Annotated in this window: 18 protein-coding genes; 11 read left to right on the forward strand and 7 right to left on the reverse strand. The window is 44.5% G+C overall.

Translation table 11 applies throughout. The features are described from left to right. Positions 1-48: 48 nt before the first annotated feature. A complete protein-coding gene (locus C7Y69_RS14350; protein WP_126873167.1) occupies positions 49-1,554 on the forward strand; it encodes an inorganic triphosphatase in 1,506 nt (501 codons plus the stop codon). Positions 1,555-1,590: 36 nt separating this feature from the next. Next, positions 1,591-2,676 carry a helix-turn-helix domain-containing protein gene (locus tag C7Y69_RS14355; protein ID WP_013785518.1) on the forward strand — a complete coding sequence of 362 codons (1,086 nt, stop codon included), beginning with the start codon at positions 1,591-1,593 and terminating at the stop codon, positions 2,674-2,676. 37 nt (positions 2,677-2,713) lie between these two features. On the opposite strand, the gene mutH is transcribed toward C7Y69_RS14355, so the two are convergent. Then, a complete protein-coding gene (gene mutH, locus C7Y69_RS14360) occupies positions 2,714-3,388 on the reverse strand; it encodes a DNA mismatch repair endonuclease MutH (protein ID WP_126873168.1) in 675 nt (224 codons plus the stop codon). 116 nt (positions 3,389-3,504) lie between these two features. On the opposite strand from mutH, the gene rppH reads away from it, so the two are divergent. The 7 genes from rppH to C7Y69_RS14395 are packed head-to-tail and all read left to right on the forward strand — an operon-like array spanning position 3,505 to position 10,909. Further along, a complete protein-coding gene (gene rppH, locus C7Y69_RS14365) occupies positions 3,505-4,047 on the forward strand; it encodes an RNA pyrophosphohydrolase (protein ID WP_041453052.1) in 543 nt (180 codons plus the stop codon). A gap of 56 nt (positions 4,048-4,103) precedes the next feature. After that, positions 4,104-6,395 (forward strand): phosphoenolpyruvate--protein phosphotransferase, encoded by a 2,292-nt coding sequence (gene ptsP, locus C7Y69_RS14370; protein ID WP_041452591.1) that lies wholly within the window; start codon positions 4,104-4,106, stop codon positions 6,393-6,395. Positions 6,396-6,454: 59 nt separating this feature from the next. Beyond that, positions 6,455-7,261: a sulfite exporter TauE/SafE family protein gene (locus C7Y69_RS14375; RefSeq protein ID WP_057794086.1), complete on the forward strand. Its 807-nt coding sequence runs from the start codon at positions 6,455-6,457 to the stop codon at positions 7,259-7,261. Between the two features lie 4 nt (positions 7,262-7,265). Beyond that, complete coding sequence (gene lgt, locus C7Y69_RS14380; RefSeq protein WP_013785513.1) at positions 7,266-8,069, forward strand: prolipoprotein diacylglyceryl transferase; 804 nt, start codon at positions 7,266-7,268, stop codon at positions 8,067-8,069. 12 nt (positions 8,070-8,081) lie between these two features. Then, entirely contained in the window at positions 8,082-8,915 is an 834-nt protein-coding gene (locus tag C7Y69_RS14385) for a thymidylate synthase (protein ID WP_126873169.1), read from the forward strand. A 9-nt stretch (positions 8,916-8,924) separates the two neighbouring features. Further along, positions 8,925-9,950 carry a response regulator gene (locus tag C7Y69_RS14390; RefSeq protein WP_126873170.1) on the forward strand — a complete coding sequence of 342 codons (1,026 nt, stop codon included), beginning with the start codon at positions 8,925-8,927 and terminating at the stop codon, positions 9,948-9,950. Beyond that, a complete protein-coding gene (locus C7Y69_RS14395; RefSeq protein ID WP_013785510.1) occupies positions 9,950-10,909 on the forward strand; it encodes a sensor domain-containing diguanylate cyclase in 960 nt (319 codons plus the stop codon). The genes C7Y69_RS14390 and C7Y69_RS14395 overlap by 1 nt, the downstream gene beginning before the upstream one ends. 83 nt (positions 10,910-10,992) lie before the next feature. Here the strand turns inward: C7Y69_RS14395 and C7Y69_RS14400 are convergent, their stop codons facing one another. From C7Y69_RS14400 to rapA, 6 genes are all read right to left on the reverse strand, one after another. Then, a complete protein-coding gene (locus C7Y69_RS14400; RefSeq protein WP_126873171.1) occupies positions 10,993-13,179 on the reverse strand; it encodes a response regulator in 2,187 nt (728 codons plus the stop codon). A gap of 248 nt (positions 13,180-13,427) precedes the next feature. Beyond that, positions 13,428-14,762, reverse strand: a complete 1,335-nt coding sequence (locus tag C7Y69_RS14405) for an AmpG family muropeptide MFS transporter (protein ID WP_126873172.1) — start codon at positions 14,760-14,762, stop codon at positions 13,428-13,430. A gap of 118 nt (positions 14,763-14,880) precedes the next feature. Beyond that, positions 14,881-15,204 (reverse strand): hypothetical protein, encoded by a 324-nt coding sequence (locus tag C7Y69_RS14410; RefSeq protein ID WP_126873173.1) that lies wholly within the window; start codon positions 15,202-15,204, stop codon positions 14,881-14,883. Between the two features lie 137 nt (positions 15,205-15,341). Then, positions 15,342-16,196: a DUF3530 family protein gene (locus C7Y69_RS14415; protein ID WP_126873174.1), complete on the reverse strand. Its 855-nt coding sequence runs from the start codon at positions 16,194-16,196 to the stop codon at positions 15,342-15,344. Positions 16,197-16,343: 147 nt separating this feature from the next. After that, entirely contained in the window at positions 16,344-17,123 is a 780-nt protein-coding gene (locus tag C7Y69_RS14420) for a pseudouridine synthase (RefSeq protein WP_126873175.1), read from the reverse strand. Then, a complete protein-coding gene (rapA, locus tag C7Y69_RS14425) occupies positions 17,123-19,951 on the reverse strand; it encodes an RNA polymerase-associated protein RapA (protein WP_126873176.1) in 2,829 nt (942 codons plus the stop codon). Before rapA ends, C7Y69_RS14420 begins: the two co-directional genes overlap by 1 nt. Positions 19,952-20,323: 372 nt before the next feature. Here rapA and C7Y69_RS14430 point away from each other — a divergent pair, with 372 nt between their 5' ends. Then, entirely contained in the window at positions 20,324-21,721 is a 1,398-nt protein-coding gene (locus C7Y69_RS14430) for a PhoH family protein (protein WP_057794064.1), read from the forward strand. Between the two features lie 296 nt (positions 21,722-22,017). Further along, positions 22,018-24,216: a multiheme c-type cytochrome gene (locus tag C7Y69_RS14435; protein ID WP_126873177.1), complete on the forward strand. Its 2,199-nt coding sequence runs from the start codon at positions 22,018-22,020 to the stop codon at positions 24,214-24,216. The last annotated feature ends 66 nt before the right edge of the window (positions 24,217-24,282 follow it).

The raw sequence follows: 24,282 nt of genomic DNA on the forward strand, positions 1-24,282 counted from the left end.
TGGACACAGGTAAGGTTGCATCATTATCACGTGTGCCACTGCGCAAATATGTCTGAAATTGAACTAAAATTTGTTACTCAAGATGGTGCGCATCAAGCTTTTAAAGACCGCGTACTCCCTCTTTTTGAAAAAAATAATATTACCCTCATTTCCCACACCGAACTTCGGCTTGAAAACGATTACTACGATACGGTAAATCACGATTTTCAAGAAAGTAAGATGGGTTTTCGTGTGCGCGGCAATAATGGCAGCTACGAGCAAACCTTAAAAACCAATGGGAAAGTCAGTGGTGGGTTACATCAACGTGCAGAATACAACATTGACCTTGATGCACCTGAACCCGACTTAACCCTGTTTGATACTTCAGTGTGGCCTTCTAGCTGGAATATTCCCAGCATGAACAGCAAATTGGAAAAGCAATTTAGTACCCACTTTACTCGCCATGCTTATATTGTAGAGGTAGAGAAGAGTCGCGTAGAGGTAGTGCTTGATTGCGGTGAGGCGGCTACCGATAAAGCCAGCTCGCCCATTAATGAAATTGAGCTAGAATTGCAAAGTGGAGACCTAGACAGCCTCTTTATATTGGCAACGCACATAAATAGTTGTATGGATGTCAGGCTAAGCGACGTGTCTAAAGCGGCGCAAGGGTATCAGCTACTGCATGGCTTTAACGCCAAAGTAAAACCCTTGCCAGACTTTTTGCCGCTAAATCCAAAATCGTCTACCGAAGAAGCCTTTTCAAGCGCACTTCAATTGGCTTTAGCCCATTGGCAGCACCATGAGCATGTATTTATTGAAAGTGGCTCTATTAAAACCTTAGCTGAAGTGGCCAAGAGCGTGCGCTTGCTGTTACAAAGTGTGTCTTTGTATTTACCTGTTTTACAGTGCCCAGAAATGCTTGCGTTGCATAAAAAGCTTATTGCTTACGCACAGCAATGGGCCTGGCAAGATGACTTGCAAAGCTTACGGTATTTATTGTCTAAAAAGAGCCTGTTCCACAAAACCTTAAGCAAACACCCGGCTATTGTCAGTTATTTGCAGGGACGTAAAGCAGGGCTGCTGCATGCACATGACCCAGCCAGTTTATTTTTCGACAGCATGGCTACCGATATTAAGCTGAAAGCTATCGACTTAATTAACGCAAAACCATGGCGTAGAGAAGCTACAGGGTACGATTTGCTGGTATTAGATCATGCCAAAGGGTGGTTATCTCAGGGGTGGCAAACGGTGCAGCAAAGTATGCCAGCCAATAAAACCATGGGCCCCGCCAACTATACGTTGGTAGAAGTTGTGCTTCGACAAACCTTGTGGAGCGGTTTTTTACTTGGGGATTTGTTTTTAGAAGAGCGGGGTAACTTCAGAGCACCTTGGTTAGATTTGTTAACCGGCATAGAGGAGCTTAATGCGTTACTTATGCTTCGCCAAGCGGTACAAGACTCCGAATTAGAGACACAAGATGAACTTAGTAAGTGGACAAGCAGTAAGCTGACCGTGCTCGTGAAAGTCATGGAGCGAACCCGCGCTGTGGCGTTAGAACGAGATATTTACTGGTAATGACACTAGGTAAATCGTGAACAAGGATGTAGTAAGGTGAAAGCAGATATGGTGTATGACTACGCCCTTTATGCGGCGCTGTTCTTCTATTTTATTGTGGTAATAAGATTTGTGTATTATCGCCACCGTATATTTCAGAGCCCCTGGCTAGCTGCGGCTATTCTGAGCTGGCCCATTTTCATGCTAGATGAATGGATGCGGTTGTGGCAGTTAACCCAACTGGCGCCACTGTATGGGCTATCAGACGTCTTTGCGGTGCTATTAATGAGCTGTAGCTATAGAATGGTAAAGCCCATGCTTTTGGCTTATCCGTCTAAACGTTCTCGATTGTGGGTGCCTTTTTGGGTAATGGCCGTGCTGCAACTAACTATTTTGCTTATTCCCACTGAAGACAAGCTATTGTGGTTAGAAGCCTCCCCAAGTGGCGAGCCATTAATGTTATGGCCAGCTTACTTAGCTTCGTTAACTACAGGGTTCTGCGTGTTGCTCATTGGTATTCTCATCATTGAACACATTCAAATGTATCATAGGCATTTACCCGAACAGGCGGTTGACGTTCAAGAGTTTCGCGTACCAAGACTTGCCAGCGTCATGGCAAATACGGTTGTTGTGGCGTTTGCCAGTATTTTGCTGGTGACTGCTGCCACCTTTGGCTTTTTTGCAGTGCCTTTTTGGGAAAGCCTACATCATACGGCCCTTGGCGTTTCTCTGCTCGTGGTGCTATTCAGCCTTACTTTTCCTAGGGTAACGTCACCGTCGCCTTTAGATTACGAGCGGCTGGATGAAGGTGCAGTAAAGCCAGCCGAAGTGCGAGCGGTCATTGGTCAAGCTAAGCGCACCATGATTGATGGTAAAAACTACAAGAAGCTGGGGCTAACATTGAAAGACTTTAGCGATGAGGCAGGAGTCGATCCCACCACCTTGGCGATTGCCTTGCACTTAGAGCTTAAGAAAAACTTTCGCGGTTTTGTGTACCAGTACCGGCTGGACTACGCCAAAAATGTACTGCTGCGAAGTGATGCCAAAATAGCAAAAGTGGCGAAACGCTTAGGTCTTAATTCTGAAAAGTTTTTAGGCGATGTGTTAGTGAAATACCTGCGCAATAGCCAAGAACCACACTAGTTCAGTAGGCTTTGTTTATTTAATCTACAAAGCCATGCTAGCTAAACGCATTATAAAGCACCTGCTGGGTAAAGGTTTTACGCAAGTAGAACCCACGAGGGCGAGTTTTAATTCGCTCGCCTTGCGGACCTAAAGCATCAGTTAATACTTTGCCGCTAGCAGCCTTAGGGCGAAGGTGCAACGCCTCCCCTTGACGTGAAGTGATTGATTCTACATGCCCCGTCAGTATTTGCTCTGTAAGCTCTTCCCAGTCTTGTTTTAACATCGCATCTTCTAGTGCACTCGGCTGCCAATAAAACGCACTGGCGACTCTGCGCTGCGCCAATGGTATGCGCCTGTCTCCCTCAATAGGTAACCACAGCACTTGTTGAATTTTATTGCGTACACTGCTTGTTTCCCACGTTAACCCTGGCTGCATCAATAAGGGGGCGTAGCAAACATAGGTGGTTTCAAGAGGCATAAAATTGGCATCGATGGGAATAGTTTTAAGTTCAATACCCAGCTCTGGGAAGTCTTGCTGAGGTTTAGAGCCGGCACTGGCCCCTAGCCAACGTTCAATTAACATGCCTGGCCAACCTTTATGACGCTGTAAGTTTTCTGGTATGGCAACCTCAGCCATGGCTGCTAATTCTCCCAAGGTTAAGCCCGCAATGGCGTCACAGCGCGCTAATAACGTGGTTGAATTTTCAGGTGGAGACTCGGGTGGACGCATAGTTCAGCTCAGTAATTTTCTATAAGGAAAGCATGAATTTCGATTAATGCTTTGAATGGTGTATATATTATGGAAGAATGCAGAGATATAAAAGTATAGTGTGCCCGGGAGTCTATGTGATAGATGCCGATGGATTCCGTGCGAATGTGGGCATAGTGATTTGCAACAAAATGGGTCAAATATTTTGGGCAAGGCGTTATGGTCAACATTCATGGCAGTTCCCTCAAGGCGGAATTGATGAAGGGGAATCTGCCGAACAAGCTATGTACCGCGAGCTGCACGAAGAAGTGGGACTGACGCCGAAAGATGTCACCATTTTAAGTGTTACACGTAACTGGCTTAGATATAAGCTTCCTAAGCGATTAATTCGTCAGGGAAGTAATCCGGTCTGTATAGGCCAAAAACAAAAGTGGTTCCTGCTGCAGCTTGACTGTAATGAGCGGGACGTGAATGTATTGAAAACAGGGCACCCAGAATTTGATGATTGGCGTTGGGTGAGCTATTGGTATCCAATTAGAAATGTCGTGTCGTTCAAGCGAGACGTCTACCGTCGGGTTATGAAGGAGTTTTCCCCTGTTGTAATGGCTGCTCAACAGCGTCCACAACAGCGCCATAATACGTCGTCGCAAAAGCGCGGTAAAAAGCGTAGACGAGGCTAGGCGAACGAGCAAAGTATAGGGAGTAGCGATTGGACACTCAGGGTCACAAAGGCGCAATGTTAACCACGCTTAAACGTATCGTGCAGGAAATGAATCAAATTCCTGCGCTAGATACTGCCTTGTTTCGTCTGGCATCTCGCGTTAAACAAACGCTGGATGTAGACTCATGCTCTATTTATCTTGCCGATTACGAGAAACAAACCTTTATTCTAAAGGCTACCGACGGTCTGCACCCTGATGCAGTAGAGCAAGTTCATATAGGCTTTTCTGAAGGCTTAATTGGCTTAGTCGGTCAGCGTGAAGAACCGCTTAACATTGTTAACGCCCAGCATCATCCTCGATTCAAACACTACCCTGAAGTTAAAGAAGAAAATTACAACGCATTTTTGGGTACGCCCATTATTCACCAGCGTAAAGTGTTAGGCGTCATTACCCTACAGCAAAGTGAAATGCGCCGTTTCAGTGAAGACGAAGAAGCATTCTTAGTCACCCTCGCTGCCCAGCTAGCGCTTGAAATTACCAATGCTGACATGCGCGGCGCACTAAACAATACCGCCAATGTAAACAGTATTGCACTGCAAAAAAATGTCTCTGGTATTGCGGGTTCGCCCGGCTTAGCAATTGGTAAAGGCTTCTCACCAGATAAGTCACTTAATTTAAAAAACTGGGTTGTTAAACGCAGTAAAAATCCAAACGACGAAATCCAAACCTACCGCAAAGGCGTGGAAGTCACGCGCCAACACGTGGATGGATTATCGAAAAGTTTAGATGACGATATTCCTGATGACGTTAAATCCATATTTCAGCTTTATCACCATTTACTTGATGCCAATAGCTTAGGCCGCGAGGTAGAAGAGAAAATCAGGCAAGGTTGGGATGCTGCGTCGTCACTTAAAATGGTGGTCGAAAATTACGCCGCACGTTTTCGCGCGATGGACGACCCTTACATGCAAGAGCGTGCCATCGATATCGTCGACCTTTCCGATCGTATTTTGGCGAATATTCTTACCGAAGGCCAAGGGCAAAAGCTGGTAGAAAAACTCGCCACCGAAGATAGTATTTTGGTGGCCGATGAAGTATCGGCAACCATGCTGGCTGAGTTTCCAAGAGAAAAGCTCAAAGGCATTATCTCTATACGGGGGTCAAACAACTCTCATGCCGCTATTTTAGCAAGGGCAATGGGTGTGCCTGCGGTGATGGGGTGTCAGAATGTGTCTCCTGCACTGCTTGAGGGTAAAGAGCTTTTACTCGATGGTTATGCAGGTGAGGTAATTGTTTCCCCAGAGCGGAACATCAAAACTGAATTTATTCAGCTTATTGAAGAAGAGTCGGCAATAACCGAGCGCATAGACGCCGAAGCCGGGCAGCCTTGTGAAAGCGTAGATGGCTGTCGCATGTCGCTATACATCAATGCGGGTTTGTCTGCTGAAGCCGAGCTTAATGCTGGGCATATTGGCTCGGGTATTGGTCTGTACCGTACTGAAATTCCCTTTATGCTACGGGAGCGTTTTCCTTCTGAGCAAGAGCAAGTTGAGCTTTATCGCCAAATCTTAGAGTCGGCACCCGATTTACCGATTACCATGCGTACCCTTGATGTGGGAGGAGACAAACCCCTTCCTTATTTCCCCATCAATGAAGAGAACCCGTTCTTAGGGTGGCGGGGCATACGGTTAACACTCGATCACCCCGAGATATTCTTGGTACAAGTACGGGCCATGCTAAGAGCCAGTATTGGGCTTAAAAACCTACGCATTATGTTACCAATGATATCCACGGTGGCAGAAGTGCAAGAAGCCAAGCGCTTAGTTAACCAAGCCTACTTTGAGATATGTGACGAGGTTTGTGAGTCGGGTGAAGTACTTCAGCGGCCTAAGTTAGGTATCATGTTAGAAGTACCCTCGGTATTGTATCAACTGCCGCAGCTTGCGAAACACGTAGATTTCTTCTCGGTGGGCAGTAACGACTTAACGCAATACTTGTTGGCGGTAGATAGAAACAACACTCGTGTGGCGGGGCTGTACAACAGCTACCATCCTGCGGTATTGGCTGCACTCTACGACATTGTGCAGCAATCAAACGAGAACCAAATCCCTGTTACCATTTGCGGCGAGATTGCCGGTGAACCGGCAGGTGCTATTTTATTAATGGGCATGGGGTATCGTCGTTTAAGTATGAATGCGTTCAATATTCGAAAAATTAATTGGCTTATTCGTAAGGTTTCGCTGGCGGAAAGCAAACAGCTTCTTTCTCTCGCGTTAACGTCGCAAAGCCATGAACAAGTATTCGGACATTTAAACGAATATTTAGAAACAAAAGGCTTAGGTGGGTTAATACGGGCAGGTGCGTAAAATAGGCATGGCGCTAGCAGTGTAAATGCTAGTTTCTGCTGTGTGATAAAGGATTTTGTATGGAACCGTTAACCATCATTTTTGTGAGCTGCTTAGTCCTTGGCGTGGTCGTCGGGTTATTAGCAGGAATGTTAGGTATAGGTGGTGGTCTTATCATCGTTCCTGTACTCTCCTACTTACTGATTCACTTTGCTGGTATGACCGTTGAGACCGTGATGCCGGTGGCCATAGCTACCTCACTTTCTACCATCATTTTTACGGGCATGTCGTCTGCGTTCGCACACTATCGCTTAGGTAATATCCATAAACCAACGGTGCTTTATACTGGGTTTGGTATAGCAATAGGTGCTATCTTAGGGGCGCAAATTGCCAGTCATATTTCCGGTGCGCTATTAAAAGACATCTTTGCGGTTTTGGTTATTATTATTGCCGCACAAATGATATTTGGTAAGCAGAAAACATCAGACAGCGAAGCATCGCCATGGGTGCTAAGTTGCGTGGGTAGCGGCACAGGTTTAATTAGCGCACTGATGGGTATTGGTGGTGGCGCCTTGTTAGTACCAGCTTTAGTGTGGTTCAGAATTAACATAAGATTGGCGATTGGCTGCGCGGCATTTAGTGGCTTGCTAATCGCAGTATTTGGCACCGCTAGTTTTGTTGCTGCGGGCTGGCAGCAAGCAGGTATGCCACAGTGGAGTTTAGGTTACGTATATTTGCCCGCCACAGCAGGTATTGTCACCACATCAATATTTACCGCAGGTATCGGCGCTAAGCTGGGCCAGCGAGTAAATACTCGAGTTTTAAAAGCAATGCTAGCGTGTTTGTTAGTGTTGGTAAGTATCAAAATGTTTGTAGGAATTAATTAAGCGTATGGCTGAAAGCAGTTATTTGGTTTTTCCCAGTATAGACCCTATTATTTTTAGCCTCGGGCCATTAAGTGTCCGTTGGTACGGCATGATGTACCTCGTTGGTTTTATTGCCGCGTATTTGTTAGCGCAGAAGCGTTTGTCGCGCACTGAATGGACGCGAGATCAACTTAGCGACTTATTGTTCTGGAGCTTTGTTGGTGTGATTTTAGGTGGTCGTATTGGCTATGTGTTCTTCTATCAGTTTGGCATGTTTCTAGAAAACCCCCTCTACCTGTTTAAAATATGGGCCGGTGGTATGTCGTTCCATGGCGGGCTTGTTGGCGTATTAGTGGCGTTAATGTGGCAAGCTAAGCGAATGAAAGCCACCTTCTTGCAATTAGGCGATTTCGTCGCACCACTAGTTCCCATTGGTTTAGGCGCAGGACGCATCGGAAACTTCCTTAACGCTGAATTATGGGGCCGTACCACTGATGTGCCTTGGGCTATCATTTTCCCAAACGCCGGTAATGTGCCTCGCCATCCTTCCCAGTTATATGAATTTGCCTTGGAAGGCGTATTATTGTTTGTTATTTTGTGGCTTTATTCTGCCAAACCTCGACCGGTTGGCGCGGTAAGTGGTGTCTTTTTACTTGGTTATGGGAGTTTCCGTTTTATCGTGGAATACTTTAGAGAGCCAGATGCTCACATTGGTTTATACCAAATGGGGCTTAGCCAAGGGCAGCTATTATGTTTACCTATGATTGCATTAGGCATAGGGCTAATAGTGCGCGCCTACACCCGCCAACAGCAACAAACTAAACAATAAATAAGAAGAAAGATGAAAGAATATCTCGCATTGATGCGCCATGTACGTGATACAGGTGTAAAAAAGGAAGACCGCACTGGAACCGGCACGTTAAGTGTATTTGGCTATCAAATGCGGTTTGACTTACAACAAGGCTTTCCGTTAGTTACCACTAAAAAATGCCACCTCAAATCTATTATTCACGAACTGCTATGGTTCTTGAAAGGCGAAAGTAATATCGCTTATTTGAAAGAGAATGGCGTGAGCATTTGGGATGGTTGGGCAACAGAAGAGGGTGAACTAGGCCCTGTTTACGGTAAGCAGTGGCGCAGTTGGGACAATGGCGATGGCACCACTATCGATCAGATAGCTGATGTGATTGAACAAATTAAAACCAACCCAGATTCTCGCCGTCTTATTGTCAGTGCATGGAATCCGTCTGTCTTGCCAGATACGCAATATTCGCCAAGTGAAAATGCGAGTATGGGTAAGCAAGCATTGCCACCGTGTCATACCATGTTTCAATTCTATGTACTTGATGGCAAATTGAGTTGTCAGCTATATCAACGCAGCGGTGATATTTTCTTAGGTATTCCTTTCAATATTGCTAGCTATGCCTTACTTACCATGATGATCGCCCAAGTGTGTGACCTTGAGCCAGGTGATTTTATCCTGACCTTAGGTGATGCACATTTATACAGTAATCATCTAGAGCAAGTTGACCTGCAGTTAAGCCGAGAGCCTTTCGCGCCGCCCGTTATGGAATTAAACAAAAGCGTGAAAGACATTTTTGATTTTTCATTTGAGGACTTTACGCTTAAAGGCTATCAGTCTCACCCTCACATCAAAGCACCTGTCGCAATATAAGGAGGTTTTGTGTCTACACCTATTCTTATATGTGATGATTCAGGCTTTGCACGACGCCAAATGGCACGCAGTATCCCAGATAGTTGGGAGGTTGAGATTTCATTTGCCGGTAATGGACAAGAAGCGCTTGAGGTTATACGTGCTGGTAAAGGCGATGTAGTCTTTCTTGACTTGAATATGCCGGTCATGGATGGCTATGAAACCATGGAAGCCATTCGAAAAGAAGACCTACCTTGCTTAGTTATCGTAGTATCAGGAGATGTTCAAGCCCAAGCGCGAGAACGAATGCTAGCCTTAGGTGCCATTGATTTCATCCGTAAACCTATCGATAACGAAAAACTCACCAACATTTTATCCTCCTATGGCATTTATAGCGGTGTTTCGACTGCAGTACAGCGAGAAGCCGTTGCCAGAGACACCGATGCGTCGTCGCTGGAAGACAAGCTAGATGCTTACCGTGAAATGGTGAACATCGCTATGGGGCGAGCAGGTGAAAGCCTAGCGCAGCTTATGGGCGAGTTTGTCGACCTGCCTATTCCCAATGTCAATTTACTAGAAAGTAACGAACTGTCGATGGCGATTGCCGAAATTAATCGCAATGACTGTGTGTCGGCAGTATCGAAAGGTTTTGTCAGTGCGGGAATTCGCGGTGAAGCGCTGGTTATCTTCAATGATACTAACTCGCAGAACATTGTTGAGTTATTAAAATACGATGCCCACCAATCCACTGGCAGCTTAGAACTTGAAGCGTTAATGGATGTGTCGAACATTTTAATCGGCGCATGCCTAAATGGACTGTCTGAACAATTAAACGTGTCGTTTAGCCATACGCTTCCTGTATTGCTCGGTCGTCATCAGGGGCTAGCTGCGTTACTAAACGACAATGTTAAGAAGTGGGGCAAAGTCATGGCAATCGAGATTGGTTACGCTATTAAAGCCAGAGATATTGCATTCGACTTGTTACTGCTGTTTCCCGATGAAGCGATGAACCATATTTATGGTCGTTTAGTGGATGTAGACAAGGAAGCTTCATAATGATTTCACTCACCCAAAACGGAAATTTGCCTGCTGAACTGCTCGACTCTATCGAAGTAGGTATTGTCGTGTTAGATAGAGATTTCAATGTAGAGGAGTGGAATAAATTCATGGAAAACCACTCTTCCATTCCACCGCACGATATTAAAGGCACCTCGTTGTTTAACCATTTTTCAGAAATAGATGAAAAATGGTTAAGGCTTAAATCAGGTCCGGTCTTCAACTTAAAAAGCCCTGTATTTATTATTTGGGAACAGCGCCAATATTTATTTAAATTTGGCGGCAATAGGCCCATTACTTGCCAAGCCAGTTACATGTATCAGAACGTGACCATGTTTCCCTTAATTTCTGAAACCGGTGAGGTTGAGAGGTTCTGTATCGTAGTTTATGACGTAACAGACCAAGCACTCAGCAAAATTGGTATGGAAAGGCTGAATGAAGAGCTGAAAACAGCCAGTCGAATTGATGGCTTAACAGGGCTATTTAATCGTCGATACTGGCAGGAGCGTTTTGAGCAATCTTATAAGTTAGCGAAGCGCCAAGATAAGGCGAGTACCGCAATGATGTTAGATATCGATCACTTTAAAAAAGTGAACGATACTTATGGTCACCAAGCTGGCGATAAAGTTATTCAAATGCTTTCTGCCCTTATTAAGCGCTGTGTCCGAGAAACCGATTTAGCTGGCCGTTATGGCGGCGAAGAATTTGCCGTTATTCTCACCGATTCCTCCGTTGAAAAAGCCGTCATAGTCGCTGAGCGTATTCGTCGTTTGGCCGAGCGTTTGGTGGTAGAGCATGATGGTGAAGAAATTACCTTTACAGTGAGTTTAGGCTTAGCTGAATTCGACCCTCACAGTAAAAGCTCTATGGCTTGGCTTGAGAAAGCCGATCAGGCGCTTTACGAAGCTAAAGAAAGTGGTCGAAACAAATACTGTATTAGCGCGCTGGCCGGAGCGTAACGCTGCTATTTACATCGTCGTTTTCGGTAGTATAAAACAGAGTTGGTGGTGCGCTTATTACACACCAACTCTGCGTCTACGCTCTATAACTTTAGCAGCGTCAATCCAAGCGTATTTTTCAATTCTTGAAAGGTTACAGGCTTGACCAAGTGGTAGCGAATACCTGCAAGCTCAGAGGCCTTTCTATCGTCTTTATGTGCGTTAGCCGTAATAGCAATTATAGGAATGTTCGGCTTCTTCTCTTTAATAATTTTTGCCACTTCTAAACCGCTTATATCAGGTAAATTAATATCTAACAAAATAGAGTCGTAGGACTCTTCACTCGCTAGCATGATGGCGTCATTACCATTGGTTACTGTCTTAGGTGAGTGACCCATGCATATCAGCATATTTTCAAGCATCTGTGCATTGATAGGCTCATCTTCTACCACCAGTATCTTGGCATGACTCACCGATTGATAGGCGGATTTATTCGGATGTGCTAAGTGATGAAGCGTATCTACAATACGGTTTTTATCAACTGGCTTAACAAAAGATTGCCATATTTCAAGCTTACTGTTTGCAATAACATTGGCAATATCTGGTGTCGCCGACAACACCACAATAGGTGGCGTACGCTTTCCGTAAATAGCATGAAGTGTTCGAGTAAGCTCTAAGCCATCGATACCCGGCATGTAAAGGTCAGCGAAAATGGCGGTGTATTGAAGTAACTCATCATGCAGACTTAGTAGGTCTGAACCTGAAGCAAAACAACGCGCGGAAAATCCTTCGCCCGTAATAATGTTTTGAATATGCAGTCGAGAAATTTCTAAATCATCAACGATAGCGAAGCGCGCATTGCTAGTGTTCGTTTTGGATGTTTCGATATCAGGTAAAGGCGTAATGGGAATAGTGGCAACAAACTCAGTGCCAATGCCTTCTTGGCTAGTAAAGGAAAGGCTGCCACCGAGTTGATTAATGCTTTTTTGTACCACGGTGAGCCCAATGCCAGCACCGGGAAACCGATGATCTAGCGGCTGTTCGCCACGGAAAAAGCGTTCAAAAATTTTAGGTTTTATGTCATCTGCAATACCTAGTCCTGAGTCTTTAACTTTTATGACTAAAAATATTTTTTTGTTTTTCACCAAAGTTGTGACATCTACGTGGATAATGCCATTGGGTGTAAACTTAACGGCATTGTCTAACGTGTTGCGGATGACTTTAGATAAGTTTGTGGCATCCCCTTCAATAAAGTGCGGTACGCTATGGTTGCAATGCATTGTGAATTCGACTTTTTTCCCTCTAACCTGAACGGAGTAAGGGGCAATGCATTCGTCGAGCAAGCTGATGAGGTCAACACGACCGATGTGTTTATCTTGTTCGCTGCCAATCGACAAGATATCCAGCAAGTTGTTGGTTAAATTCAATAGCCGATAGCATGATTGCTCAGCTTGTTGAATAAGCTTTCCTTGCTGCTGTTTCATGTTAGGAATAAGTTCTAGTGCAGTAATGATGGCACTAATTGGTCCTCTAAACTCGTGGCTCATTAAGTTTAGGAAGTCGCGCTTTTCATTCTCAAGTAAGGCTTCAGATTCTCGATATTTCGAAGAGATATGCGCTTCTTTCTTAAGTAGGCGAGTTCTATTTTGGTTGATTTTTGAGAAAACAAATAGCCACAGCGCCATAAGAGAAAGTGCTAACAAGGCGGTAATCACGAACAAGCTTACCTTGAGGTTCTGAGCACTGTGACTCAACCGATTCAAGGTGATTTGTTCTTGAAGCCGAATATCTCTAATGAGTGGCGAAAGCTGAAGCGGGGGGGATAGATAACCCGCTACTTCACTAGGGGGTAAACCAACAATAGTACGGAGCAAATAAAAAGTGACTTTCACCTGCTCGGGAAGTGAAAGTGAAGTGCTCATTTGTTGTTCGCTGATATAGGCATCTAAACTGAGTGCTTGGGTATTAAAGTCATCGAAATGCGCATCGTCAATTAAAAAAGCATGTTGAAAGTGATACTTTGCTTCAACGACAAGGGGCATTAATTCCCTCTGAATAGTGGCTATTTCATCTGAAGGTTGTGGCTTAGTAAGTGTCTCAATATGGTTTTCTATTTCAATGAGTGCATGATGCAGTGAGTTGCTCGCACTTAGCGATTGCGACAACGTATAGTGGGTGTGTAAAAAGTGGTATAGGTAGGCGAAAAAACACAATATAACTACGGCAAACCCTGTAGCGATGTATAAATTCCAATGCGTTGCTTCGTTAAACGGTACTTCATTCTTGCTCATAGCGACTCCATGCTACTACGCCTACTATTGGTCTTTTCTTGATTTTCTCTTAGACGTTACTAGCTTTCCACTTAGCCATAGGGCTTTCGCCAAACCCACTACTACTACGTTTTAATCGGCTACATTGAAGCCAAGTGAAAGCTTATCGTATGGCTAATTTAGGCCATCCTTTTACGAACTCATTCCTCATTATTGCTTATATGCACAGTAGTTTAACTTTAGATGGGAAATGAGTTATTGCAACCTTATTACTCAGAAGTTTTAGATTTTTCTAAATGAGTGATCTTATGTCGAATATTGTGTAAGAACAGCAAGCTGGGAATAACCATAAGTGCTGTAATAACAAAGAACTGGCTCCAATTACCGTCAAGGAAATCAACCACGAAACCACTACTGGATGCTACTAAGGTTCTTCCCGCTACACTTAGCGATGCCATAAGGGCGTATTGGGTGGCACTGAAAGCGCGATTACACAACAGGGAAATAAAAGCGACCATGGCCACGGTGCTCCAAGCAGCCGTAAAGCCGTCGATAATGACCGCAGCGGCCAGAAGGGTAACATCAGGCCCGGTAGTGGCAATAAGCGAGAACATAAGGTTGGAAGCCGCCATAGCAATGCCGGCAGTCATTAGGCCCTTGTAAATACCATAGCGAATATTGACCAACCCACCTATCAGAGAAAAGATAATGGTTACCCACCAGTTGAGCAGCTTTGAGTAAGTGCCGATATCGCTATTTGAAAAACCAATTTCTTTGTAAAAAACGATACTCATTCTTCCTAAGAAAGCTTCCCCAATTTTAAACAAGAATATAAACAGTAAAAACGACAAAGCGAGTTTTACGCCATTGCGTGAGAAAAACTCAGAAAAGGGGGCCACTAAGGTTTGTTTAAACCAAAGCGCTATTTTAGAAGGCGTTGCGCCTGTATTGCTGTGTGCTGGGTTCCCCGTTGCTTGGCTACGCAATAGGTCCCGATCTATGTCTGGCTCTTTAGCAAACACAGTAGTGACCATAAGCACAAGCATAAAAAGGGCGAGTAAACCGTAAATATCAGGCCAATACCAGCTGCTGTTGTCTGCAATAAAAAACGGGATGGCCCCAAGTCCACCATAACCCGTCCACCATCCTGCGGTGGCAACGGAAGAGGCAGCAGATAAACCGTCATTGTCATTTTCTTCAATAACATCAATTCGATAACCATCTATCGCAATGTCTTGAGTAGAAGAAAAAATGGCGATGAGCAAACCCACCAATGCCAAATAAAATAAGTGACTATTGGCCGATAACTGTGTCATCAACGCACAACACAGGGCTATGCCACCTTGCATGATGAAAATCCAGCCTCGACGCTGGCCAAGAAAGCGAGGTTTTACGCGGTCAATTAAAGGAGACCAAAGAAAATTGAATGAATAGACCGCAAAGATAGCACCAAACAAGCCAATGGCTGACCGAGATAGGCCTTCATCTTTTAACCAAGCAGATAGCACTGAACCAATCATAATCCATGGAAAACCACTGGTAATGCCAAATAGAAAAATACTGAGGTAACGTCGGTCGTGATAAGTTTTGAGAGAGTCTAACAATTGCGTTCCATGGCCAAAGCGTGATCCATTCGTATTGAGCCATGATCACGCTTGAGTTTCAATGAAAACGAGCAATAAAGGGTTGAATCACTGATAAATTAACGAATAAAGAAAGCCGCTAGGGGCGGATACCTACACAGTCGATGGGGCAGTGCCCTTTGCCTTCTAGGAACAATACACAATTCATTAACTCATCGACGAGGTATTTATCTGAACGTAACTTATCTTCTTGCCAAAAATGGACTTGATGAAGCAAATGCCAAAACACCCGCTCCTTATAAGTATAAGGTTGGGTAAATGTGTATTCTATCTGGCCCCACTCTTCCATGCTATCCCAAAAGAATAGCTCTATCTCCTCGATAGGAAGCTCTCCTTGCCAAAATGACCTCAGATAAAAACACAGCTGCTTGGCCTTTTTGTTTACGAATGTTTGAACAGTCATAGACACACAGCCGCCGTTATTAAAGATTAAAATGAATTATAGTTCAGAACACTCAGTGATACCTTGTGAAACATAAGGCACATGAGATAGATTATCTGTTTTGAGCTGTAAATTAGACTAGTTGGTTTAGATTCTAATTACCAGCCTAAATGTTGAGTCCATCCAAGAACGCTGCCAGCAATTAACTGAATTTTAGCGCTATTTTCATTGTCCATTAGACCAAAGGTTGAATTATGGGTTGAGAGTGACTGTTGTCTGTAGTGGAGTTTGAGGGAGGTGATGGCAAGTTGTTTTCGTTTCGTTTCTGTTTGCGACGCCCATGTATTGGTGTCGTTAATAGATAAATCTAATACCGGAAATTCTGTTCCGGCAATAAATTCAGGTACACCGCGATTAATGTCGGCATTCGGCCAAAAGGGGGTGATGGCGACTAAAGTGTCTGGTGAGGGAATAATGCCTTTAGAACCTAAATCCAGCAATTGTGCAGCCTGCATACCATAAGCAATGTTCATTCTAAACCCTTGATGACTTTCAAGGTGCGTATTAAGCGCATTGATTAAGATGGTTAAATGCTGACTGGACGATACGTAACTTTGTCGCTGAAGTCGACTGTCACTTTTCGGGTGAATGGCTTCATCAACGGGAAGGTCAGGCTCTTCTTCTAGCGTGAATGAAACTGGGCTAACCACAGCATGCCAACCTTTTTCATTCAGTAAACTGGCTAAGTGACGTGCATCCCCTATGGAAAGACCGCTAGGCGAGGCATCAGCTAAAATAATGGCGGCGCCGCGTGAAATAGGTAATGCTGAGGGGCTCTCAAATATAGGCACGCGGATTTCCCCAGCCATTACATAAGTAATGTCATCGGGTAAAAAAGCGTGGGTAATATCCTCATACAAGCTTTGGGCTTGCGCACCAGGCGCAAAATATCCCATCAAAAACATAAAGCTAAAGCTGCAACCCACCACGAGAAAGCGAAATAAACGTAACATGGCGTACCAATAAAGCACTCAACAGTTTTATTATCGGCTAAAGCTTTGAAAACTTCAGTTCGAACCAATAGTATTTTTTAGCACTTGGTTAATCAACCGCTTAAATGATAAAAGCTGAAACAGGTAGCTAAGAAGCGCCCCAAAGTCTCAATCTATAGATAGTGGGGCGGGGGAGTAATGGGCATAAGCAGTAAACGGGATAGGCGTTTGAAAGGTTAACCAGTCTTCCGAGGCAGGATGCGCAAAGCTCAAGCTTTCTGCATGCAACTGCAAACGTTCGGCCATACTCAGCGCTTCAGCATGAGCATACAACCTATCACCTAAGATAGGGTGACCTAACTCAAGCATGTGCACACGTAGTTGGTGGGAGCGCCCAGTAACGGGGTACAAGGCCACTAACGTTTCGCTTAGCTCACTCGTAGTGCTGGGGCTAGCACAAGAACTAGCGCTGGCGGCTGAATTAACGGGTTGAGGTGATGCTTTTGGTATAACGTCTACTACTTCATAATGGGTAAGGGCTTTTTTGCCTCGCTCAAAATCCACCATTTGCTTAGGACGGTTAGGCCAATCACAAATAAGGGGTAAGTTCACTTCCCCTTGGTTGCTTTTCACGTTGCCAAAAACACGAGCGAAATAGCGCTTCTTGGTTTTGCGTAGTTCAAATTGCTTTGAAATATGCCGATGGCTTTCTTTGTTAAGGGCCATCACCATAATGCCCGATGTGGCCATATCTAGCCTATGGACTACTGTCGCCGTAGGAAACACAGTATTAACTCTGCTAATGAGTGAGTCTTTATGTTCTTCTGCTTTACCTGGCACACTTAACAGGCCGCTGGGCTTATTCGCTACCAAGATGTCATCATCTTGGTAGAGAATGGTTAAATAGGGCTGTACGGGCGGGTTATAAACAAACGCTGGATTAGCCATTAAGGGTTATTCACCACTAGACGAAGGGCATCAAATTGCACATCAGCGCCTTGTATTACTTTGTCCAATGCGTTCATTTGATTTTCAATAAACTCAATTTCACTGTCACGTACTGACGGGTTACGCTTCTGCAAATCGACTAAACGCTGGATTTCACTGTTTAGGGTTTTATGCATGTCTTGCAGTGCATCGTGTAGCTTTTGATTCGCTTGTTGATGCGCCAGTTTACGGCTGCTCTCAATCGCTAAGGTAAGTGGCTGTTGAAGCGCTTTTATTAACTGATGCGAAATTTTGCGGTTTACTTTACGCTTTATCTCGAAGGTTAAATCTACTTGGTTACCTTGTGCATCTAAACAAATACGCAGTGGCGTTTGAGGTAAGAAGCGGCCAAGCTGAAGGGCTTTGGGGGCATTGGCGTCTAACACGAACAAGGCCTCTAACCAGTAAGCGCCCTTAGGGAGGTCAGGATCGGCGATAAAGCCAATGCTGCTCTTACCGTGCACATCACTAAGCACTAAATCGATAGCGGTATGTACAAGAGGGTGATCCCAACTTAAGAATTGCACATTTTCTAAGGTGGTAGCAACGCGGCGTTTATAGGTTACCGTCATGCCTTCAGGATCAAGCCCCGGTAATTGGCTAACCATAGATTCGGTTGGCATTAGAATAAAGCAATCGCTGCCCTTTTCTTCTTGTTGAACCCCAATAGCATCGAACAAACGGCCCATAAAACGTGACAAATCTTGCGAGTTATCAAGCAATATGATGTCTTCAAGCAACTGTTCAACGCGGCCTTCACCAGAGGCATTAAGTTCTAATAAACGGTCACGGCCGGCTTCCAACTGTGCCACTAACTGACTATTTAACGTGGTACTTAAGTTGATAAGTTCATCACGAGTATGGAGATCGTGAGGATGCAAACACGCACCAATCAACAAGGTTTTTACGTCGTCAAACACACCTGAGCCGGTAGGGCAGGTTTTCTCGAACGCATTAAGCCCTTCATGATACCAATCCACCAACACATGCTGAGCGGTGTTTTTCAAATAAGGCACGTGAATTTCAACGGTTTGAGTTTGACCGATACGATCTAAGCGACCAATTCGTTGTTCAAGTAAGTCGGGAGTGACGGGTAAATCGAATAACACCAAGTGATGAGCAAATTGGAAGTTACGCCCTTCACTGCCAATTTCGCTACACAGCAATATTTGCGCGCCATCTTCTTCATCAGAAAAATAATGGGCGGCTTTGTCTCGTTCTACAATGGTCATGCCTTCGTGGAATACGCTATGACGTACACCGGTTTGAGTGCGAATGACTTCACCAAGTTCTTGTGCGGTGCGCGCACTGGCACAAATCAGTAATATCTTTTCTGGTTTTACTGATTGCATAAAATCAAGTAACCAGCCTACCCGAGGATCTTCATCCATCCAGCTATTCACCACGCTTGGCATACGTTCAGGGTATAACGCATGGGTTAAATCACCACCGGTTACCGCACTTTCATATACCTCTGGCAGTTCAAGTTGGTAGCCAAGCAATACGCGGTCAGGAAAGCCTTCAATATTGGCTCTGCGGTTTCTAAACAGCATTCTACCAGTACCGTGGCAATCAATAAGCTGATGTACTAGTTCTCGGCGTGCTTCAGGTTGTGCTAAATTACCTGCATTTTCCATCACATCCGGGGCGAAGTCGGTTAGCTTAGTGCGCTGCTTTTCGTCCGGTGTGGTGTCTGAAAGTAACGGGGCTACCGCGTCAGCAAGCTGACTGTAACGCGACTCTTCTGTTAAAAACGCTTCGTAACTATGGAAGCGGGCAGGGTCGAGTAATCGCAAGCGGGCAAAGTGGCTTTCATGGCCAAGTTGATCTGGTGTTGCGGTTAATAGCAATACCCCTGGGGTTTCATTAGCCAACGCTTCCACCAAAGTGTATTCAGCAGAAGGGGCATCGGCAGACCACGCAAGGTGATGGGCCTCATCAACCACCATTAAATCCCACGACGCCGCTTGAATTTGTTGTTGACGTTTTTCGCTCTGACTTAAAAAGTCTATGCTACATAGCACTAACTGGTCGTTATCAAATGGGTTGGTTTCTCCATCATCATCTAAAGCTTCGCATCGACTTTCATCAAAAATAGCGAAAGGCAGATTAATTCTGCGCAGCATTTCAACTAACCACTGATGTACCAATGAATCGGGCACTAATATTAATACTCGCTGAGCGCGCCCCGTGCGCAGTTGCTGATGAATAATAAGCGCGGCTTCAATGGTTTTACCTAAGCCAACTTCATCGGCAAGTAAAACACGTGGTGCGTGGCGTCCACCCACTTCAGAGGCAATATGTAGCTGGTGGGGAATGAGCGAGATACGTGCACCCGCTAAGCCCAAGGTGCTTGAGCGTAAATAATCGTATTGGTGGTTCAGCGCATTAAGGCGTAAGTCGAACCACTTAGGGTGGTCAAGTTGCTCGCTGAACAAGCGCTTTTCAGGTTGGTTTAATCGAATATGGTGATCAAGCAAGGTTTCAGATAGGCGAACCTGTGCTTTGGTGTCTTCGCGGATACCGAAATAAATGCAAACGCCCTGACTTTCTTCAATTTCAGAAATCGTCATTTGCCAGCCGTCTTGGCTCTTTATTGTTTCGCCAATATCAAAGACTAAACGAGTAAGTGGTGCATCTTGTTTTGTATACATTCGTGCTTCACCCGTGGCAGGGAAAAACACCTCAACTGAGCGAAAATCAACACTAATAACAGCGCCTAAACCTAATTCGGTTTCAGTATTACTTAACCAACGCTGACCAATGGAAAACGGATTTCCTGAACTCATAAATCACCAACCTTTTTTGCGGGGGCGGTATTGTACGCATTGTGTATTAATAAGTCATTAATACTAGCCCATTTGTGCGTTTTAATCTTGGGTAGGAAAATGTGGTTGGAGGAGGAAGGCAGAAACAGAAGAAAAAAAATTTATCAGAAAAACAGTGCTAATAATGAAAATCTGGATTATGGTGGATTTAGCGCTTGTGATTGTTTGTTGGGCAAGCGTGTGAAGTGGCGGTGTTTAGGTAACTGCCACTTTTCGGTCGACGCGACAAGGAGTGGAAGTCCTGTTCGAGCGACAACTTCTTCTCCTTCAGCGGAACTGTTCCTAGCACGCTAATTTGTTGTGTGTGCCTGGCCTTATTTACCGGAGTAAAGGATGCCAAGAAAAAATTCCACTGATACAAAAATATACGTCCTCGATACCAATATTCTGCTGCACGAACCTCACGCATTTCTCTCCTTTAAAGAACACGATGTCGTTGTACCAATGACAGTGCTTGAAGAACTAGATTACATCAAAGACAGTAAGAAAGACGTTGCCCGAGATGCGCGAGTATCTATTCGTGCAATGGAAGACTTATTGCACGATGCGTCACCTGACAATATGGTGGCCGGTGTATCTATGGTGGGAATGGGCGCAGGTGAAACAGCACCCACAGGTTCGTTGTCTATTTATACTGATTTGGGCATGGCACAATCGCAGCAAGTGTTCACCAGTAATGAGAACGACAACCGCATCATTAATGTGGCCCTGCATTTGCAAAAAGCGAATGCACCGCAACAAGTGGTGTTGGTCACCAAAGATCTCAACATGCGCCTTAAAGCTAAAGGGGCAGGTCTTGCTCATGTAGAGGATTACCGCACCGACCAACTTATCAGTGATATTAAATACTTATCTCGGGGCTTCCATCGGTTTGAAGGCAATTTCTGGGACAAGGTTAAAAGCGTAGACAGTCGTACTGAAGGTCGTGATACCATTCACACCATTCCCAAAGCCATGCTGCCAGAAGCTTACATCAATGAGTTTCTACTTGATGAAAGCAACGATTTTGCTGGACTCGTTGAGGCGATTAACGGCGACTCTCTTGAAGTGCTCGATTTAGGCTATGAGCGCTTAATGGGCCGCCATGCATGGGGAATTACACCAAAAAACATTGGCCAAGCTATGGCGCTTCATGCGTTGCTTGACCCACACATCGACTTGGTGATCCTTACTGGCCCTGCAGGGAGTGGTAAAACCCTCTTGGCCCTAGCCGCCGCCCTTGAAATGGTGGTAGAGCGTAACATGTACGATAAGATAATCGTGACACGTAGCACGCCAGAAATAGCCGAATCGATAGGCTTCTTGCCGGGCACGGAAGAAGAGAAAATGTTGCCGTGGTTGGCGGCCATCACAGACTCATTAGAGGTGCTACATAAGCACGACGAAAATGTGAAAGGCTCTATGAATTACATCATGGAAAAAGCCAATATTCAGTATAAGTCGGTTAACTTTATGCGCGGGCGAAGCATTCAAAATTCTATTGTTATTTTGGATGAATCTCAGAACTTAACTGCGTCACAGCTTAAAACTATTATCACCCGATGCGGTGAAGGTACCAAAATTATTGTGGGCGGAAACTTGGCCCAAATCGACAGTAATTACTTAAGTGCCGTAACTTCAGGGCTTACTTACTTGGTAGAGAAGTTCAAAGACTTCTCCGGCAGTGCAACACTGAACCTAGATGGGGTAGTGCGAAGCCGTTTAGCCAGCTTTGCAGAAGAGAATCTTTAGTGTTGTAGCTTGCTAATAATGGATTGCCTTGGGGGAATTTTCCCCCAAGGCAAAATTATTGATAAGCGTAGAATAACCCTTATTTTTGCGTTGTATTAAGCAGCGCGACACCGTTTCTATTTTCTTAGAACTTACCTCTCACACCCACATTGTAGCGGGGGCCATACGTTTCATAGTCGATAAGCTGATTGCTGAAGAGGCTAGGATAAGGTTGGGTCGTAAGTTTTTTTAAAATTAATCTAAATATTGGCCTTGAGTAAGTAAGATGTCGGATATGGTATTTTAGTGAAATTTTAATGAAGTATTTAACGTTTACTAGCCTACTAATGGCGAGTCTATTTTTAATTTTACCTTTTAAGGTAATGGGAAATACAAACTGTGTCAGTTGTCATCAGAAAGCGGTTTCCAACTGGCAAGAATCTGATCATGCGAAAGCCATGGATGTGGCAGTATCAAAGACAGTATTGGGTGATTTTTCGGGTGTAGAAGCAGAACACTATACGCAGGTGGCGCGCTTCTACCAAAAAGGCGAAGAGTTCTGGATAAATTTTACAGAAGCCGAAAACACAACGGATTACCCAGTAAAATATACTTTTGGGCACTATCCCTTACAACAATACTTGATCGAAGTTGGTGACGGAAAGCTTCAAGTATTCCCTTTTGCGTGGGACTCTCGGCCTGAATCAGAAGGAGGCCAACAGTGGTACCCCCTGAATTCTCAGGAAGATATTCAACCCGCAGACCGCTTGCATTGGCGTCAACCGTTGCAAAATTGGAACGGTATGTGCGCAGATTGTCATTCAGATGGTTTAACCCGCAACTATTCTGTTGAAACGAATCAGTTCGATACTAGGTGGCACAACATCAATGTGGGGTGTCAGTCTTGTCACGGTAAAATGAATAATCACACCGAAACCGCCGTATCACCTTCGTCTTTATCCAAAAATAGCTCTTCACATAAGCTCTCAACTGGTCAATTTCCTCTATCATCAGATGATCAAAAAGCTTTGGGGGAGTGGTTACTGGACGACGGGGATAAAATTGCTTCATGGCATGGAGAGCCTAGAGACAATCGTTTCATGGAAACCTGCTTCGCATGCCATTCATTACGCACCCCCATCACTGATGGCATAGATCCGAATGCTGCCTTTTTAGACCAGTTTGTGCCCTCGCTGTTGACGCCGACGATGTATCACGCAGATGGGCAAGTCAAAGAAGAGGTCTATGTTTATGGCTCATTCCTACAAAGTAAAATGTATACCGCGGGCGTGAATTGCTTAGATTGCCACGACAAACATACAATGAAAATAAAAGTTCAGGGTAACGGGTTATGTTTACAATGCCACAACAGCGAGGTATATCAGAAACAATCTCACATTCGCCACGACCTAAATTCATCCGCAGGGCAATGCGTAAGCTGTCATATGCCACAAACAACTTTTATGGGAGTTGATGCTCGTAGAGATCATAGTTTTAAAGTGCCGCAGCCTGAGTTAAGCACTAAGTTCGAAACACCAAATGTGTGTAATAGTTGTCATACATCACAATCTTCCAGCTGGTCTGCAGATATTATAAATAAGCGTCGCGAAGGCATTGCCCCCCCTAAGTCGATACCAGATGATTTTGTCGCTTTAATGCATAATGGTACTTTACCGATTGCCCAACACTTCGCGCTAATTGACAATAATAAACTTAGTATTATTGTACGCGCTAGCGCAATCGCGATGCTGCCTTACAGTGTTGAGCAACTCTCTGATGACGATATTAAAGGCTGGGTGCATTCAGAACATGAACTTATTCGTTTGGCGGTAGCTGGAATTGGAAACTTGTTGCCTATTCCTGAGCGGTTGAAATCTTATCAAACGTTATTGGATGATCGCTTTAAGGCGGTACGTCTTGGGGCTGCTAATCATTTACTGGATGCTAGATTGAACTACCAAGCTTCTTTTAAAAAAGCATTGGCGCTATTATTGATGTCTAACGAAGTGTCTATGTGGCGCGGCGAGTCAGCGCTTAATCAGAGTATGGTTTATTTACGAATTGGACGTATACAAGAGGCGTTGAATAGCTTGCAACATGGTATCGAAGTAGACCCTTACTATGTACCTAATTATGTCAACTTAGCTGATGTTTATCGTCAAGCAGCGCTAGCTAAAGACGAAGAACTAACACTTAATGCAGGGCTGAAAGCTAACCCTAGCTCAGCTGTATTATATTATGCTCGTGGCATGTACTTAATTCGTTCGCAAAGAAAATTAGATTCAATAGAAGCATTTAGGAAAGCTGTTAAATTAGCTCCCGACAATGTGCAATACATTTACGTCTACTTTCTAGCTTTAGATAGCTTAGGGCAAACTGACAAAGCCTTACGACAGTTAAAAGAGGCGTTAAGCCGTTATCGGTATGATCCGCAGTTGCGGCAGTTGGGAATTAACTTCGCTCAGAAAATGGATGATGCTAAAGCGTTAGATTATTTCAATAAGCCCACTTTATAGCTATCAACATCAAAGCCTGTGTTTATAGCGGTAATGTTTACGATAAAGCGCAAAAAGGGTTAATAT

The organism is Alteromonas sp. KS69, assembly GCF_003989595.1.
In the GTDB taxonomy this organism is placed as follows: Bacteria; Pseudomonadota; Gammaproteobacteria; order Enterobacterales; family Alteromonadaceae; genus Alteromonas; species Alteromonas naphthalenivorans.

Bases quoted from the DNA above. Each gene is read 5' to 3' on its own strand.
- C7Y69_RS14350 (WP_126873167.1), top strand. From the start codon at position 49: ATGTCTGAAATTGAACTAAAATTTGTTACTCAAGATGGTGCGCATCAA.
- mutH (WP_126873168.1), bottom strand. From the start codon at position 3,388: ATGCGTCCACCCGAGTCTCCACCTGAAAATTCAACCACGTTATTAGCG.
- ptsP (WP_041452591.1), top strand. From the start codon at position 4,104: ATGTTAACCACGCTTAAACGTATCGTGCAGGAAATGAATCAAATTCCT.
- C7Y69_RS14375 (WP_057794086.1), top strand. From the start codon at position 6,455: ATGGAACCGTTAACCATCATTTTTGTGAGCTGCTTAGTCCTTGGCGTG.
- lgt (WP_013785513.1), top strand. From the start codon at position 7,266: ATGGCTGAAAGCAGTTATTTGGTTTTTCCCAGTATAGACCCTATTATT.
- C7Y69_RS14385 (WP_126873169.1), top strand. From the start codon at position 8,082: ATGAAAGAATATCTCGCATTGATGCGCCATGTACGTGATACAGGTGTA.
- C7Y69_RS14395 (WP_013785510.1), top strand. From the start codon at position 9,950: ATGATTTCACTCACCCAAAACGGAAATTTGCCTGCTGAACTGCTCGAC.
- C7Y69_RS14400 (WP_126873171.1), bottom strand. From the start codon at position 13,179: ATGAGCAAGAATGAAGTACCGTTTAACGAAGCAACGCATTGGAATTTA.
- C7Y69_RS14410 (WP_126873173.1), bottom strand. From the start codon at position 15,204: ATGACTGTTCAAACATTCGTAAACAAAAAGGCCAAGCAGCTGTGTTTT.
- C7Y69_RS14415 (WP_126873174.1), bottom strand. From the start codon at position 16,196: ATGTTACGTTTATTTCGCTTTCTCGTGGTGGGTTGCAGCTTTAGCTTT.
- C7Y69_RS14420 (WP_126873175.1), bottom strand. From the start codon at position 17,123: ATGGCTAATCCAGCGTTTGTTTATAACCCGCCCGTACAGCCCTATTTA.
- rapA (WP_126873176.1), bottom strand. From the start codon at position 19,951: ATGAGTTCAGGAAATCCGTTTTCCATTGGTCAGCGTTGGTTAAGTAAT.
- C7Y69_RS14430 (WP_057794064.1), top strand. From the start codon at position 20,324: ATGCCAAGAAAAAATTCCACTGATACAAAAATATACGTCCTCGATACC.
- C7Y69_RS14435 (WP_126873177.1), top strand. From the start codon at position 22,018: ATGAAGTATTTAACGTTTACTAGCCTACTAATGGCGAGTCTATTTTTA.